Origin of the sequence: Streptomyces sp. ITFR-6 (genome assembly GCF_031844725.1) — a bacterium.
In the GTDB taxonomy this organism is placed as follows: Bacteria; Actinomycetota; Actinomycetes; order Streptomycetales; family Streptomycetaceae; genus Streptomyces.
Genome location: NZ_CP134612.1, coordinates 5918253 through 5933810, shown reverse-complemented (window position 1 = coordinate 5933810; position 15558 = coordinate 5918253). Strand labels below are relative to the sequence as shown.

14 protein-coding genes and 1 pseudogene are annotated in these 15558 nt (G+C 71.3%); 5 read left to right on the top strand and 10 right to left on the bottom strand.

Annotated features, from left to right (window positions below):
- Positions 1 to 178 precede the first annotated feature (178 nt).
- From RLT59_RS27030 to RLT59_RS27010, 5 genes are read right to left on the bottom strand one after another with little or no spacing between them, the layout of a single operon-like run.
- Positions 179 to 871, bottom strand: coding sequence for an HAD family hydrolase (locus RLT59_RS27030; RefSeq protein ID WP_311305795.1), 693 nt, complete (start codon positions 869 to 871; stop codon positions 179 to 181).
- Positions 868 to 2034 carry an ABC transporter ATP-binding protein gene (locus tag RLT59_RS27025; protein ID WP_311305794.1) on the bottom strand — a complete coding sequence of 389 codons (1167 nt, stop codon included), beginning with the start codon at positions 2032 to 2034 and terminating at the stop codon, positions 868 to 870. Before RLT59_RS27025 ends, RLT59_RS27030 begins: the two co-directional genes overlap by 4 nt.
- Positions 2035 to 2040: 6 nt before the next feature.
- On the bottom strand, positions 2041 to 2952 hold the full coding sequence (locus RLT59_RS27020; RefSeq protein WP_311305793.1) for an ABC transporter permease: 912 nt from the start codon (positions 2950 to 2952) through the stop codon (positions 2041 to 2043).
- Positions 2940 to 3857 carry an ABC transporter permease gene (locus tag RLT59_RS27015; protein WP_311305792.1) on the bottom strand — a complete coding sequence of 306 codons (918 nt, stop codon included), beginning with the start codon at positions 3855 to 3857 and terminating at the stop codon, positions 2940 to 2942. Before RLT59_RS27015 ends, RLT59_RS27020 begins: the two co-directional genes overlap by 13 nt.
- A complete protein-coding gene (locus RLT59_RS27010; protein ID WP_311305791.1) occupies positions 3857 to 5035 on the bottom strand; it encodes an ABC transporter substrate-binding protein in 1179 nt (392 codons plus the stop codon). The genes RLT59_RS27015 and RLT59_RS27010 overlap by 1 nt, the downstream gene beginning before the upstream one ends.
- 303 nt (positions 5036 to 5338) lie before the next feature.
- Here RLT59_RS27010 and RLT59_RS27005 point away from each other — a divergent pair, with 303 nt between their 5' ends.
- The gene (locus RLT59_RS27005; RefSeq protein WP_311305790.1) at positions 5339 to 6094 is read left to right on the top strand and encodes a GntR family transcriptional regulator; all 756 of its coding nucleotides are present in this window, start codon (positions 5339 to 5341) and stop codon (positions 6092 to 6094) included.
- Between the two features lie 41 nt (positions 6095 to 6135).
- Here RLT59_RS27005 and dusB read toward each other — a convergent pair whose 3' ends face one another.
- Positions 6136 to 7284, bottom strand: coding sequence for a tRNA dihydrouridine synthase DusB (gene dusB / locus RLT59_RS27000; protein WP_311305789.1), 1149 nt, complete (start codon positions 7282 to 7284; stop codon positions 6136 to 6138).
- A gap of 131 nt (positions 7285 to 7415) precedes the next feature.
- On the opposite strand from dusB, the gene RLT59_RS26995 reads away from it, so the two are divergent.
- Positions 7416 to 8960: an MFS transporter gene (locus tag RLT59_RS26995; protein WP_311305788.1), complete on the top strand. Its 1545-nt coding sequence runs from the start codon at positions 7416 to 7418 to the stop codon at positions 8958 to 8960.
- On the opposite strand, the gene RLT59_RS26990 is transcribed toward RLT59_RS26995, so the two are convergent.
- A complete protein-coding gene (locus RLT59_RS26990; RefSeq protein WP_311305787.1) occupies positions 8930 to 9859 on the bottom strand; it encodes an MmyB family transcriptional regulator in 930 nt (309 codons plus the stop codon). The two genes, RLT59_RS26995 and RLT59_RS26990, sit on opposite strands and share 31 nt — an antisense overlap.
- A 164-nt stretch (positions 9860 to 10023) precedes the next feature.
- Between RLT59_RS26990 and RLT59_RS26985 the strand changes: the two are divergent.
- Positions 10024 to 11444: pseudogene (locus tag RLT59_RS26985) on the top strand (MFS transporter).
- Between the two features lie 96 nt (positions 11445 to 11540).
- On the opposite strand, the gene RLT59_RS26980 reads toward RLT59_RS26985, so the two are convergent.
- Positions 11541 to 11786: a DUF6243 family protein gene (locus tag RLT59_RS26980; protein WP_311305786.1), complete on the bottom strand. Its 246-nt coding sequence runs from the start codon at positions 11784 to 11786 to the stop codon at positions 11541 to 11543.
- A gap of 355 nt (positions 11787 to 12141) precedes the next feature.
- Between RLT59_RS26980 and RLT59_RS26975 the strand changes: the two genes are divergently transcribed.
- A complete protein-coding gene (locus RLT59_RS26975) occupies positions 12142 to 13155 on the top strand; it encodes an aldo/keto reductase (protein WP_311305785.1) in 1014 nt (337 codons plus the stop codon).
- 78 nt (positions 13156 to 13233) lie between these two features.
- The gene (locus tag RLT59_RS26970; RefSeq protein WP_311305784.1) at positions 13234 to 13821 is read left to right on the top strand and encodes a TetR/AcrR family transcriptional regulator; all 588 of its coding nucleotides are present in this window, start codon (positions 13234 to 13236) and stop codon (positions 13819 to 13821) included.
- Positions 13822 to 13836: 15 nt separating this feature from the next.
- On the opposite strand, the gene RLT59_RS26965 is transcribed toward RLT59_RS26970, so the two are convergent.
- Together RLT59_RS26965 and RLT59_RS26960 are read right to left on the bottom strand one after the other, a co-directional pair.
- The gene (locus RLT59_RS26965) at positions 13837 to 14043 is read right to left on the bottom strand and encodes a hypothetical protein (RefSeq protein WP_073735952.1); all 207 of its coding nucleotides are present in this window, start codon (positions 14041 to 14043) and stop codon (positions 13837 to 13839) included.
- Between the two features lie 91 nt (positions 14044 to 14134).
- Positions 14135 to 15517: a glycine--tRNA ligase gene (locus RLT59_RS26960; protein ID WP_311305783.1), complete on the bottom strand. Its 1383-nt coding sequence runs from the start codon at positions 15515 to 15517 to the stop codon at positions 14135 to 14137.
- Positions 15518 to 15558 lie beyond the last annotated feature (41 nt).

The following is a 15558-nucleotide window of genomic DNA, read 5'->3' as shown; positions in this document are numbered from 1 at the left end:
CAGCTCTTTAAGGCGACATGGTCATTTCTTGAGGACTTCCACCCATCTGAGCGGCCATCTGCGCACCTGAGTACACTCCCTGAAGGCTGATACATGGCACTGAGTGCCAGACCTTCCAGAAATGCAGCCACCGCCAATACGCTCGTTTGAGCGGAAGCCCCATCAAAGGTGGCGTGAATCACGCTGATTCCGGACCCTGGATTTCAGGATTCGGACGCCTCAGGCAGTCACTCAGCACCCCGAGGTCCACTTCGTCCAGGCTACGGGCGAACGTCCGCCCCCGCCCGGGGGCCACGGCCAGCAGCGAGGGGACCACCAGCACCGCGCACCCCGCCGCGTCGGCCGACGCGGTGCCGTCCGGAGAGTCCTCCACCGCCACACACGCCGAGGGCGCGGCCGCGAACCGCTCGGCCGCCGCCCGGTACGGGTCCGGGTGGGGCTTGGTCCGTACGGTGTCGTCGGCCGACAGCGTGAACGCGAAGTCCACCCCGGCCAGCGACCCGGCCACCACCGCGTCCACCACACTCCTGGGGGAGGCGCTGACCAGGGCGAACGGCACTCCGGCCACTTCCAGCGAGGCCAGCAGCGCGGCGGCTCCGGGGCGCAGCGGCGCACCCGCGTCGACCTTCCGGAAGAACGAGCCGGTCAGCTCCGTGATGGTGCGGTCCAGCGCGGCGGCGCTCCCGCCGGTGACCCCGATCAGATGAGCGGCGGTGTCCGCGACGGCCCGGCCGACGACCTCCGGCGCGTCGGCGTCGGTCAGCCGGTGGCCGAGCCCGGCGGCGACCTCGCGGACCGTCTCCCACCACAGCACCTCGGTGTCGACCAGGGTGCCGTCCATGTCGAAGAGGACGGCCGCGGGCGCCTTCACGCGTCCGCCCGGCCGTCGCGGGCCACGGCTCCGGGCGCCGTGCTCCCCGTCGCGGGCACGACGAGCACCGGGCGCCGGACCGGGGTCACGCTCGCTCGTACCCCGGGGGTCAGCTCGGTGGCGTCCCGCGAGGGGAGGTCGGCCTTGACGGCGACGCCGTCCGGGAGGTCGAGCAGGACCCGGGTGACCGAGCCGAGGAAGGAGGCGGAGACGACCGTGGCCGTGCCGTCCGGGTCGGCCGTGGCGCCGATGTTCTCGGGACGGATCAGCACGTCGGCCGCTCCCCCGCCGGCCGGGACCTCGCCGTCGACCGGGAGCGTGGTGCCCGCGACCTCCACGCGGCCGTCGCCGGTCAGCCGGCCGGGCAGCCGGTTCATGGTGCCGACGAACTCGGCGACGAACGCGGTGGCGGGCCGTTCGTACAGCTCGGCCGGGGGCGCGCACTGCTCCAGGCGGCCCTCGTTGAGGACGGCGACCCGGTCGGCCATGGAGAGGGCCTCCTCCTGGTCGTGGGTGACGAAGATGGTGGTGATGCCGAGCGACAGCTGGAGGCGGCGGATCTCCTCGCGCAGGGTGAGCCGGACCTTGGCATCGAGTGCCGAGAGCGGTTCGTCGAGCAGCAGCACCCGGGGGCGCAGGGCGAGCGCGCGGGCGAGCGCCACGCGCTGCTGCTGGCCGCCGGACATCTGGTGCGGGAAGCGGCCGGCGTGGTCGGGCAGGCCGACGAGTTCGAGGAGTTCGTGGGCGGTGGCGTGCCGTTCGGCGGTGGAGACGCCCCGCATCCGGGGGCCGAAGGCCACGTTGTCGCGGGCGTTGAGGTGCGGGAAGAGGCTGTAGGACTGGAAGACCATGCCTGCGTCGCGGCGGTTGGCGGGGACCGGGGTGATGTCCTCGCCGTCGACCAGGACCTCGCCGGAGTCCGGCTGCTCGAACCCGGCGAGGACCCGCAGCGCGGTGGTCTTGCCGCAGCCGGAGGGGCCGAGCAGGGCGAGCAGTTCGCCGGGTTCGGCGGTGAGGTCGAGTCCGTCGAGGGCCACGGTGGGGCCGAACGCCCGGCGCAGGGAGCGGAATTCCACCCGGGCTCCGGTGCCGGCCCGCCCTTGCGGCGTGGCGGTCCTGACCGGTTCGGGACGTCCGGCGGTGGCGGTGGGCAGGGCTGACATGGGTGGCTACTCCTTGCCGGGGTCGGGGGCGGGGACGGTGCCGGCGGCGGCCGGGACGGAGGGGGCGGAGCCGGTTCCGGCGCGCGAGAGGACGAGCAGCAGGACCCAGGTGATGAGCAGGGAGAGCAGCGAGACGGCGACCGACATCCGGGCCTCTGCACCGGAGACGGTGACGATCCACACCGCGAACGGCCGGAAGCCCAGCAGCGAGGCGATGGTGTATTCGCCGAGCACCAGCGCCAGGGTCAGGAAGGAGGCCCCGGCGAGCGAGGAGCGCAGGTTGGGCAGGATGACGCGCAGGAGCACCTGTGTCCGGCTCGCCCCGCAGTTGCGGGCCGCCTCCACGAGGGTGGGTACGTCGACGGCGCGCAGTCCGGCGTCCAGCGAGCGGTGCACGAACGGCAGCGCGAGCACGGTGTAGGCAAGCACCAGCACCACCGGGAACGACTCGTTCTGCACCGCGAGGAACGTCTGGTAGAGCGGGGTGCGCGAAAGATGGTCGGGCCCCCAGCGCAGCACGGTGGTGATGCCCGTGACCAGGGCGATCGGCGGCACCACCAGCGGCAGCACGCAGACGACCTCGACGACGGCCCGCAGCCGGGGCGGCCCGAGCCGCACCGCGACGAGCGCGGGGACGACGAGCAGCAGGGCCAGCGCGATCGTGGCGGCGGCGAGGGAGAGCGAGAGGAACAGGCTGTCGGTGAATCCGTCGGCCGACAGGATGCCGCTGTACGCCTCGAAGGTGAGGCCCTGGCCCGGCACATGGACCGTGAAGACGAACGAGGAGAGCAGCGGGGTGACGAAGTACAGCGCGGCGAGGGCCAGTACGGCACCGCGCCAGTAGCGGGGGCGCGTGCGGCGGGCCTTCACCGGCACCGGGGCCTCGGTCGCGGGGGCGGCGGTGGTCAGTGCAGCCATCGGGAGCTCCGTCGCTGGAGGGGCAGATAGACCGCCATCACCAGTCCGGCGATCACGATCATGTCGAGGCTGAGCGCCAGCGCCACGTTCTCCTGGCCGACCAGGACGTTCCCGGAGAGCGCGTCGGCGATCTTCAGGGTGACCAGCGGTACGGAGCCGCCGACCAGGGCGGCGGCGGTGGCGTGCGCGGCGAAGGCGCTGCCGAAGAGCAGGACGGACCCGCCGAGCAGGGAGGGCGCGAGCACCGGCAGTCCGACGTGGCGCCAGAACTGCCAGGTGGTGGCGCCGGTGTTGCGGGCGGCCTCGCGCCACTGCGGGCGCAGCCCGTCCAGCGCGGGGACGACGACCAGCACCATGAGCGGGATCAGGAAGTAGAGGTAGATGACGGTGAGTCCGGTGAACGAGTAGAGGTTCCAGCCGAGCGTGTCCAGGTGCCCGAGCCGGGTGACCACACCGGAGATGCCGAGGGTGGCGACGAAGGCGAAGGCCAGCGGGATCCCGCCGAAGTTGGCGAGCACCCCGGAGGCCGTGAGGACGGCCCCGCGCAGGGTGCCGCGCCGGGAGGTGACTACGGCCTGGGCGATCAGCACGCCGAGGACGGCGGCGAGGGCGGCGGTCAGCGCGGACAGCTCGACGCTGCCGGTGAGCGAGGTGAGGTAGGGCCCCTGGAGCGAGCGCCGGAGGTTCTCCCCGGTGGCCTCGGTGGCGCCGGAGGCCGGGTCGGTGCGGGTGAGTGCCCCGTACAGCAGGGCGCCGGCGGGCAGTCCGAAGCAGAGCCCGGCGAAGACGAGCAGCGGGAGCGCGCCGAGCCAGGCGCGGGCCGGCCGGCGCCCACGGGCGCGGCCGGTGGTCTTCGGGGCGGCCGCCCCGGGGCCCGGGGCGGCGGACGGGTGGGCGGAGGTCATCAGGAGACGGCCTTGTCCCAGTTCTCGGAGAGCGTGGCGTTGGCCTTGTCCAGCTCGTCGGAGGACGGGAAGGAGGGGGTGCCGGCGACCTCGGGGAGCTTGGTGACGAAGGTCTTGTCGGCGGTGCCGTCCTCGGTCATGGCGGGCAGCAGCACGGGGCGGGCGTACCCCTTGAGCCAGAGGTTCTGGCCCTCGGTGCTGTACAGGTACTCCATCCAGAGGCGGGCGGCCGCCGGGTGCGGGGCCTCCTTGTTGACGGCCTGGGAGTAGTACTGGGCGTACACGCCGTCGGAGGGCACGGAGACCTTCCAGTCGACGCCCTTGCCCTTGAACTGGTCGGCGTACCCGGCGTTCAGGTAGTCCCAGTCGATGCTGATCGGCGTCTCGCCCTTCTCGACGGTCGCCGGGGTGGACTCGACGGGGATGAAGTTGCCGCTCTTCTTCAGCCTGCCGAAGAAGTCGATGCCGGGCTGGATGTCGCCGAACGAGCCCTTGTCGGCCAGGGACGCCGCGTACACGCCGCCGAACGCGGAGCCGGACTTGGTGGGGTTGCCGTTGAGGGCGACCTTGCCCTTGTACTCGGGCTTCAGCAGGTCGGCGAAGGTCTCGGGGCAGTTCTTGATCCGGGCGGCGTCGCAGCCGATCGAGACGTAGCCGCCGTAGTCGTTGAACCAGCGGCCGTCCGCGTCCTTCTGGCTGTCGGGGATCTTGTCCCAGCCGGCGACCTTGTACGGGGCGAAGAGGTTCCCGGCCGCGCCGCTGCGGGCGAAGGCGATCCCGAGGTCGAGGACGTCGGGGGCGCGCTTCTGTCCCTTGCGGGACTTGACGGCGGCTATCTCGTCGGCGCTGGCGCCGTCCGGGTTCTCGCTCTTGATCCTGACCTTGTACTTGGCCTGGAAGGCCTTGATCAGCTCGCCGTAGTTGGCCCAGTCCGGCGGCAGGGCGATCACGTTGAGCTCGCCCTCCTTCTCCGCGGCGGCGACCAGCTTGTCCAGCCCGCCGAAGTCCTTGACCGAGGTGGCCTCTGCGGGCTGCACGCCCTCCGCCCCGGTGTCCGTCTTCTCCTCGGGTGCGGCGCCACAGGCGGTGAGTACGGCCAGGGCCGCCGCGCCGAGGGCTATGCCGGCGGCCGCACGGCTGTTGGCGCGGATGCGAGGGCGGGGACGAGATCTGCGCACGGTGAATCTCCTGGAAGCGAAGGGAGTGCCACTTGTTCATACAAGCTGGCATCAGTTCGCCCGGTCCAGGTGTCCGGAGCATTAACGTCCGGTGTCCGGTGCGGCAAGAGGCGAGGAAGAGGAAAGCCGACTATTCAGGGGCTGTGGTAGATAACGACCCTGCATCGAAACGCCGCTCACCGGCATTAGAGTGAGCGACAGGACCGCGATCGACGAGCGGACCTGTACACAGTCCATGATCTGTAGAGATCCATGATCCGCAGCGGGTCCAGGCCCTTGGACCCGCTGGCCGAGGGGGGGCGCGTGAGCCATTCACGCTATCGGGAGATCGCGGAGTCGCTGCGGCACTCCATCCGCAGTGGCACCTATCCGCTCGGCTCCCGGCTGCCGTCGGAGAGTGATCTCGCCGCCCACTGGTCCGTCTCGCGCGGCACGGTCCGCCAGGCGGTGGCGCTGCTCGCCTCGGAAGGGCTGATCGGCTCCCGGCAAGGGGCGCGGCGGGTCGTCCTGCGCAGCGAGCGCCGCCAGAGCTTCCAGCAGCTCAACAGCTTCGCGCAGTGGGCCCAGGCGATGGGGTGCGAGGTCTCCAGCCGCATCCTGACCCGCGTCACCCGCACCGCGACCGCCGAGGAGGCCGAACGCCTGGACGTGGAGCCGGGCAGCGAGGTGCTGTACGTGCTGCGGCTGCGGTGGCTCGACGGGGAGCCGGTGATGGTCGAGCGGACCGTATACGCGCACTGGGTGGCGCCGGCCGTCCTGGCGTTGCCGGAGGACTGCGTCTCGATCATGAACAGCATCGCGGAGGGTGCGGACATCGTCGCGCAGTACGGCGAGCATCTGATCGACGCGGTCGCGGCGGGCAGCGAGGACGCCCGGCTGCTGCGGGTGCGCCGGGCGAGTCCGCTGCTGCGGCAGCGGCACCTGACGTACACGGCGGCGGGCCGGGCCATCGAGTGGACGGACGACCGCTACCGGGCGGGGAGCATGGTCTTCAACGTGATGAACTCCGCGACGGCGGCCCCGCTGGAGCGGCGGGCCGGGCCGGGCGTCGGCGGCTGAGGCCTCTTCCCGTACCGCCCGCCCGTCTCAGCCCACCCGTATCAGCCGCCCGACGTGTCCAGTTCCGCGTCCGCGCTGACGCCCGCGCAGTCGTAGGGGTCCTTCAGCCAGCCGTCCGGGAGCACCACCCGGTTGTTGCCCGAGGTGCGGCCGCGCGGGCCGTCGGCGCCGTCCGGCCACGGCTGGTCCAGCCGCAGCTCGTTCAGCTGCGAGCCCAGCTCCTCCAGCGAGGAGGTGACCGCGAGGTTCCTGCGCATCTCGGAGCCGACCGCGAAGCCCTTGAGGTACCAGGCCACGTGCTTACGGAAGTCGATCACGCCCCGGGTCCCGTCACCGATCCACTCCCCGAGCAGCGTCGCGTGCCGCAGCATGACGTCCGCGACGGTGCGCAGGGAGGGCGTCTGCCGCGTCTCCGTACCCTCGAACGCGCTCACCAGGTCACCGAAGAGCCAGGGGCGGCCCAGGCAGCCGCGCCCCACGACCACGCCGTCGCAGCCGGTCTCGCGCATCATCCGCAGGGCGTCGTCCGCACACCAGATGTCGCCGTTGCCGAGGACGGGGATCTCCGGGACGTGCTCCTTGAGGCGGGCGATGGCGTCCCAGTCGGCGGTGCCGCCGTAGTGCTGGGCGGCGGTCCTGCCGTGCAGGGCCATCGCCGTGACACCCTCCTCCACCGCGATCCGGCCGGCGTCGAGGTAGGTGAGGTGGTCGTCGTCGATGCCCTTGCGCATCTTGATGGTGACCGGCAGACCGCCCGCGTTGGAGACGGCCTGGTTCAGGATCGCGCGCAGCAGCGGCCGCTTGTACGGGAGCGCGGAGCCGCCGCCCTTGCGGGTGACCTTGGGGACCGGGCAGCCGAAGTTCAGGTCGATGTGGTCGGCGAGGTTCTCGTCGACGATCATGCGGACGGCCTTGCCGACCGTGACCGGGTCCACTCCGTACAGCTGGATGGAGCGCGGGGTCTCGCTCGCGTCGAACCGGATGAGCTGCATGGTCTTCTCGTTGCGCTCGACCAGCGCCCGGGTCGTGATCATCTCGCTGACGAACAGCCCCTTGCCGCCGGAGAACTCCCGGCACAGTGTCCGGAAGGGCGCGTTGGTGATGCCCGCCATGGGGGCGAGGACCACCGGCGGCTGCACGGTGTGCGGGCCGATGCGGAGCAGCTGGGGCGCGGGGGCGAGCGTGGTCATTCCCCCATTGTCGCGTACGCCGGGAACTGCTCGGGGGCGGGCGTCCGGCCCGCCCCCGCTTCGTGTGCTCCGAGGCGGCCGCTGGGGCGGCCATGCCAGCGGGAGTCGTTAGTTAGCCGTACTATCCATGCATGCCCGAGCTCAGCCACCGGAGACGGATGCTGGTGCTGGCGATCTGCTGCATGAGTCTGCTGATCGTCAGCCTGGACAGCACCGTCCTGAACGTCGCCCTCCCGTCCATGCGTCAGGACCTGCACGCGAGCGTCGCGGGGATGCAGTGGACGATCGACGCGTACACACTCGTCCTCGCCTCCCTGCTCATGCTGGCGGGCTCCACCGCCGACCGGATCGGCCGACGCCAAGTCTTCATGGCCGGACTCGTCCTCTTCACCCTGGGCTCGGCGCTCTGCTCGATCGCGCCCAGCCTGGAGACGCTGATCGTGTTCCGGATGGTGCAGGCCGTCGGCGGCTCCATGCTGAACCCGGTCGCGATGTCGATCATCACCAACACCTTCACAGAGCCGCGCGAACGCGCGCGGGCGATCGGCGTCTGGGGCGGTGTCGTCGGCATCTCGATGGCCGCCGGACCGGTGGTCGGCGGCGCCCTGGTCGATTCGGTCGGCTGGCGGTCGATCTTCTGGATCAACCTGCCGGTCGGTATCGCCGCGCTGCTGCTGACCTTGAGGTACGTCCCCGAGTCGCGCGCCGCGAAGGCCCGCCGCCCCGACCCGGTCGGCCAGCTGCTGGTGATCGCGCTGCTGGGCTCGCTGACGTACGCGATCATCGAGGCGCCGCAGAAGGGGTGGACCTCCACCGAGATCCTGCTGTTCGCCGCGGTCGCGGCGGCCTCGCTGATCGGCCTGCTGGTGTACGAGCCCCGGCGCACCGATCCCCTGATCGATCTGCGGTTCTTCCACAGCGCCCCGTTCAGCGGAGCCACCGTCATCGCGGTCAGCGCCTTCGCCGCGCTCGGCGGCTTCCTCTTCGTCAACACGCTCTACCTCCAGGACGTACGGGGGATGAGCGCGCTGGGCGCCGGTCTGTACATGCTCCCGATGGCGGCGGTGGTCTGCGTTCTGCCGCCGATCTCGGGGCGCGTGGTCGCCACCCGGGGGCCGCGTATCCCGCTCCTGGCCGCCGGAGTCGCGATGGCGGCGAGCGGTCTGATGTTCGCGCTGTTCGACGCGGAGACCGACAACGCGCTGATGTTCACCGGCTATGTGCTGTTCGGGCTGGGCTTCGGCGCGGTGAACGCGCCCATCACCAACACCGCGGTCTCCGGTATGCCCCGCTCCCAGGCGGGCGTGGCCGCGGCGGTCGCCTCGACCAGCCGCCAGATCGGGCAGACGCTGGGCGTCGCCGTGATCGGCGCGGTGCTGGCGGCCGGGGTGTCCGGCGCCGGCTCCTCGGGCGGCGTCGGCCCCGCCGGTGACTTCGTGGCGGCGAGCAAGCCCGCCTGGTGGATCATCACCGGCTGCGGGCTGTGCGTCCTGCTGGTCGGGGCGCTGACCAGCGGGCGCTGGGCACGGGGCACCGCACGCCGGACCGCGGAACTGCTGGAGGGGGCGGCCCCGGCGGGACACGGTCCGGGCGGCGGGCGGCCCGGGGGCCACGCCGGGGCCGCGTCGGGCGAAGGGTCCGGGGGTCAGTCCTCGTCCGCGAGCACCAGGTCCTGAAGCCGCTGGAGCCGTTCCCGGGTCTTTTCGTCGCGCGGTACGTAGGTGACCAGCCGCGGACCGGCCGACGGGCCCAGCCACAGATCCGAGGTCTCCACCCGCAACAGCCCCACATGCGCGTTCCGGAAGATCTTGGACCGGCCGCCGGAGCTGACGACCTCATGCCTCGCCCAGGTCTCCCGGAACTCCGGCGACGCCGCCTCCAGCCGCTTGAGCAGGGCCTTCCATGAGGGCTCCGCCAGGTGCTCGGCCATCGCGGCACGGAACTTCGCCGTCAGGAAGCGGGTCACCTCCGCGATGTCCATGACGGTGGAACGCCACTGCTCGTTCGTATAGGCCAGCAGCATGATGTTGCGGTCCTGCGGCGCCACCGCGTCCAGCTCGCAGAGCAGCCTGCCGTACGTCCGGTTGTGGGCGAGCACGTCGTAGCGGCTGTTCTGGACGCAGGCGGGGATCGGCTCCAGCTGCCGCAGCATCGCGCGCAGCGCCGGGGTGATGCTCGGGCACTCCGTACCGGGGGCCGGATCGATGGCCCCGGCGAGGGAGAAGAGGTGGCTGCGCTCGCTGCGGTCGAGCAGCAGCGCGCGGGCCAGCGCGTCCAGGACCTGGGGCGAGACCTGGATGTCACGGGCCTGTTCGAGCCAGGTGTACCAGGTGACGCCGACGGCGGAGAGCTGGGCCACCTCCTCACGTCGCAGCCCCGGCGTGCGCCTGCGACGGCCCCGGACCAGGCCCACCTGCTCCGGGGTGATCCGCTCCCGGCGGCTGCGCAGGAAGTCCGCGAGCTCGTGCCGCCGGATCCGGGTATCGGGGACCGCCGGTGCTGCGGTGGCCTCTGGGGATGCTGAAGCCGTCGGGGCTGCGACGCCCGTCCGGGCCGGGGTCGCCATCGTCGTCATTCCTCCAGAGTGCGGGACGGCCCGGCACCATGCCGGGTGCTATTTGTACCAGGATAAAGACACTCTGGTACCAGGCTTCGAGAAGAGCGATCGTCGATGCCGTGAGTGATTTCTCTGTACGGCCGAATGTCCGGCCGAAGACATCCGCCACCACCGCCGCATCCGTGGTGCGGCACGACCACCCCACGCCGGTGCTCGGCGCACTGGGGCTGTTCACCGTGCTGCTGGGCGCGGCCCTCCCTCTGATCGACTTCTTCATCGTGAACGTCGCCCTGCCCACCATCGACCACGACCTGGACGCGGGCCCGGCCCTGCTGGAACTGGTCGTCGCGGGCTACGGACTCGCCTATGCCGTCCTGCTCGTACTCGGTGGCCGGCTCGGTGACATGGCCGGCCGGCGCAGGCTCTTCCTGCTCGGCATCGCGGCCTTCGGGATCACCTCGCCGGCCTGCGGCCTCGCCCCGGACGCCTGGACGCTGGTCGGCGCCCGGGTGGCCCAGGGCGCCGCGGCGGCGCTGATGCTGCCGCAGGTCCTCGCCACCATCCAGGCGGCCACCTCGGGCACCGCCGGGCCAGGGCGATGAGCCTCTACGGGGCGACGGCCGGGCTCTCGATGGTCGCCGGGCAGATCCTGGGCGGCGTGCTGGTCGCCGCCGCGCCGCTCTCGTCGGTGTTCGGCGAGAGCGCGGGATGGCGGTCCGTGTTCCTGGTCAACGTTCCGGTGGCGGCGGTGGGGCTGGTGCTGGCGGCCCGCTCGGTGCCCGAGACGCGTTCGGAGCGGCCCGCGCCGATCTACGTGCCGGGCACGCTGCTGCTGGCGGCGTCACTGGTCACACTGCTGGCCCCGCTGACCGAGGGGCGGGCGGCCGGCTGGCCGCTGTGGACCTGGGTCTCGCTGGCACTGTTCCCGTTCGCCGCGGCCGCCTTCTGCCGGGTGGAGCGGCGGGCCGACCGGAACGGCCTGATCCCGCTGGTCCCGCCGAGCCTGCTGCGGCTCGACTCGCTGCGGCGCGGGCTGTCGCTGGTGCTGCCGTTCTCGGTCGGCTTCGGCGGCTTCATGTTCGTCATCGCGGTGGCGCTCCAGCAGGGCCTGAAGCTCGGCCCGGCGGCGTCCGGCCTGTCGATGGCCCCGATGGCGGCGGCCTTCTTCGCCGCCTCGCTGGCGGGGCCGGGGCTGGTTCGGCGGTACGGCAGCCGGGTCGTGACGGTCGGCGGGATCATCCAGGCGCTCGGCGTGGTGGTGCTGGTGATCACCGTGTGGCGCGACTGGTCCGGGCTGGGGATGCTCGGGCTGCTGCCCGGGATGGCGATCGCCGGTCTCGGCCAGGGGCTCCAGCTGCCCGTCCTGTTCCGCATCGTGCTCTCCGACGTACCGCCGGAGCGGGCCGGGGTCGGCGGCGGGGTCATGACGACGACTCAGCAGGCGGCGCTGGCACTGGGTGTGGCGACGCTCGGTTCGCTGTTCCTGTCGCTGGCCCCGGGCTCGGGGATGCGGGAGGCGCTGGCCGTGACACTGCTGGTGCAGCTGGGTGCGGTGGTACTGACGACACTGCTGAGCCTGCGGCTGCCGCGCGCCGTGGGGTGAGGACGGGGCTCCGTCACAGCCGTGGGCCCGGGACACCTGAGGTGTTCCGGGCCCACGGTCGTACGAGTGGTGCGGTCCGCGCTCGGCGGGAGGGCGTCAGCTCTTCGCCGGGCCGTCCTGCTCCGAGGCGGCCTGCTCCGGAGCGTCCTGCCCGGCTGCCGCGTCGTCCGACGGCGCGGGGTGGCCGGCGCGCTCCCGCATCTTGCGCAGCAGCTCCTGCTTCTGCTCGACCGCCGTCTTCCGGTCGGCGTTGCGCTCGGGGCCTGCCCCCTGCTGCTCGGCGCGGGACAGCTTCTTCCGCTGTCCGCCGACGCCGAGGAGGTTATTACGACTCTTGGCCACGGGGTTCTCCCATTCGTGGTGAAAGTGAGGTCTGAAACGACCCTGGATCGATCCGGTGGGCGGCGGGTGCTCGTACCCGCCGCGCACTCACTCGTAGATCTGGAAGAACGAAGACATGCCGGAACGGTACCCCGCCCCTCACGGCTCCGGCACCGGATTTTCGTCCGACCGAGACCGCCCCACCGACCGGAATCACGCCACCGGCCGGGATCACCCCACCGAGGGAACATGGGCTGACAGATATTGAAATCTGTCAGCCCATATGTCATGGTCGATATGTACGCACGACATCCGACTCCTCTCCCTCCACCCACTCTCCGTCTTCCGCCCGCCTCCGCCCACCCGGGAGTTCCTCATGACCGCCCTCCGCCCCCGCACCCTCGGCTCCACCGGCCCGCAGGTCTCCATGCTCGGCCTCGGCTGCATGGGCATGTCCGCGCTGTACGGCGAGACCGACCGCTCCGAGTCGGTCGCCACCATCCACGCCGCGCTCGACACCGGCATCAACCTGCTCGACACCGGCGACTTCTACGGCATGGGACACAACGAACTACTGATCAACGAGGCCCTGCGCACCGCCCCCGCGGCCGCTCGCGAACAGGCCCTGACCAGCGTGAAGTTCGGTGCCCTGCGGACCGTCGAGGGCGGCTTCAGCGGCTACGACGGCCGGCCGGCGGCGGTCAAGAACTTCGCGGCCTACTCACTCCAGCGGCTCGGCCTCGACCACATCGACGTCTACCGGATCGCCCGGCTCGACCCCGACGTGCCCATCGAGGAGACGGTCGGCGCCATCGCCGAGCTCGTCGAGGCCGGCCACGTCCGCCACATCGGCCTCTCCGAAGTCGGCGCGCAGACCATCCGGCGGGCGGCGTCCGTCGCCCCGATCTCCGATCTGCAGATCGAGTACTCACTGATCTCCCGCTCCATCGAGGCGGAGATCCTGCCGGTCTGCCGCGAGCTGGGCATCGGCGTCACGGCGTACGGGGTGCTCTCCCGGGGGCTGATCAGCGGCCACTTCACCCATGACCGCCAGCTGGCCGCCGGTGACTTCCGGACGATGAGCCCGCGCTTCCAGGACGAGAACCTCCGGCACAACCTCGACCTGGTCGAGGCGCTCCGCGAGATCGCCGGGCGGAAGGGCGTCACGGTCGCGCAGATCGCCATCGCCTGGGTCCTCGCCCAGGGTGCGGACATCGTGCCGCTGGTCGGCGCCCGCAGGCGCGACCGGCTGACCGAGGCCCTCGGCTCCCTGGACGTCGAGCTGACCCCGGCCGACCTCGCCGCGATCGAGGAGGCGGTCCCGGCCGGCGCGGCGGCGGGCGCCCGCTACCCCGACAGCCAGATGGCACACCTGGACAGCGAGCGCTGACGTCCGGGTACGGTCGGAGCCGGGCGAAGGCGCCCTGATCCGCCCGACGCCCCCGCCCCGAAAGGCAGCACACCCACCATGACGCCGCCGTCCGACCCGCTGACCCCCGAGCGCATCCTCGAAGCCACCGAGGACGTGCTGCGCCGCTACGGCCCCGCCAAGGCGACCGTGGTCGACGTGGCCCGAGCGCTCGGCGTCAGCCACGGCAGCGTGTACCGCCACTTCCGCACGAAGGCCGCCCTGCGCGAGGCCGTGACCGGCCGCTGGCTGACCCGCACGGAGCTGGCGCTCACCGAGATCCTGCGCGCCCCGGCCCAGCCCGCCCCGGCGAAGCTGCGGCAGTGGCTGGAGACGCTGTTCGAGGCCAAGCGGCACAAGGCGGGCGATGATCCGGAGCTGTTCGCCACCTATGAGGTGCTCATGGGCGAGAGCACCGTGGTCGAGGAACACATCCGCGAACTGGTGGGCCAGCTCCGGGAGATGATCGAGGAGGGGGCGGCCGACGGAGAGTTCGCGGTGGCCGACCCCGCGGCGGCCGCCCAGGCGGTCTTCGACGCGACGGCCCGCTTCCACGACCCGGCGTATGCCGCCGAGTGGCGGAAACCCGCCATCGCCGCCGAGTTCACCGCCGTCACCGACCTGCTGCTGCGCGGCCTGCGGACCTGACGACGGCCACGGGGGCTATGTCGCCGTCGGGTCGACCGTCGCCTGGTGGGCCTGCGCGAGGTGCTCCTCCGCCTTGAGCCAGGGCAGGAACTGCACGCCCTTGCGCCAGTCGCAGGTGTCGCAGCTCAACGCCCGCTGCATCCCCGACTTCCTTACGTGGACTATGTGTTCACGGCCGTGCTGGTCCCATCTGCTGACCTTGCTCGTGGTCATGGACGGCATCCGAGCCTCCTGTGGACGATTGTGCCCAGTGTGCACGAAGCCCCCGGTTCCGTTCGGGGAACCGGGGGCTTCGTGCAGCGGATGCGAGGCGTCAGCAGCCGAGCAGCCGCGCGCCCAGGTACGCCTGGATCTGGTCCAGGGAGACGCGCTCCTGCTTCATGGTGTCGCGCTCGCGCACCGTCACCGCGTTGTCGTCGAGGGTGTCGAAGTCGACGGTGACGCAGAACGGCGTACCGATCTCGTCCTGACGACGGTAGCGGCGGCCGATGGCGCCCGCGTCGTCGAACTCGATGTTCCAGTTCTGCCGGAGGTCGGCCGCGAGACCCTTGGCCTTCGGCGAGAGCTGCGGGTTGCGGGACAGCGGCAGGACCGCGACCTTGACCGGCGCCAGGCGCGGGTCGAGACGCATCACGGTGCGCTTCTCCATGACGCCCTTGGCGTTGGGAGCCTCGTCCTCGATGTAGGCGTCCAGCAGGAAGGCCAGGACCGAGCGGCCCACACCGGCCGCCGGCTCGATGACGTAGGGGGTCCAGCGCTCGCCGGCCTCCTGGTCGAAGAAGGACAGATCCGTGCCCGAGGCCTTGGAGTGCGCCTTCAGGTCGTAGTCCGTGCGGTTGGCGACGCCCTCCAGCTCGCCCCACTCGCTGCCGCCGAAGCGGAAGCGGTACTCGATGTCAGCGGTGCGCTTGGAGTAGTGGGAGAGCTTCTCCGCCGGGTGCTCGAACCACCGCATGTTCTCCTCGCGCAGGCCGAGGCCGGTGTACCAGTTCCAGCGCTGCTCCATCCAGTACTCCTGCCACTGCTCGTCCTCGCCCGGCTTGACGAAGAACTCCATCTCCATCTGCTCGAACTCGCGGGTGCGGAAGATGAAGTTGCCCGGAGTGATCTCGTTCCGGAAGGACTTGCCCATCTGCGCGATGCCGAACGGCGGCTTCTTGCGCGAGGTCTGCTGCACCTGGCCGAAGTTGGTGAAGATGCCCTGGGCGGTCTCGGGGCGCAGATAGGCGACCGAGCCGGAGTCCTGGGTCGGACCGAGGTGCGTGGAGAGCAGGCCGGAGAACTGCTTGGGCTCGGTGAACGTGCCCTTGTTGCCGCAGTTGGGGCAGTTGAGGTCGGCGAGGCCGTTGACCGGCGGCTTGCCGTGCTTCTCCTCGTACGCCTCCTCCAGGTGGTCCGCGCGGTAGCGCTTGTGGCAGGAGGTGCACTCGGTCAGCGGGTCGGAGAACGTGGCGACGTGGCCGGAGGCCACCCACACCTCGGGGGCCAGGATGACCGACGAGTCGAGCCCGACCACGTCCTCGCGCGAAGTGACCATGTAGCGCCACCACTGGCGCTTGAGGTTCTCCTTGAGCTCAACGCCCAGCGGCCCGTAGTCCCAGGCGGCGCGCTGACCACCGTAGATCTCACTGCAGGGGAAAACGAAGCCACGGCGCTTGCTCAGGCTGACGATGGAGTCGATCTTGTCGGCGGCCACGGTGCTCTCTTCATTACGACGGCGACGAACGGAGAAGACCT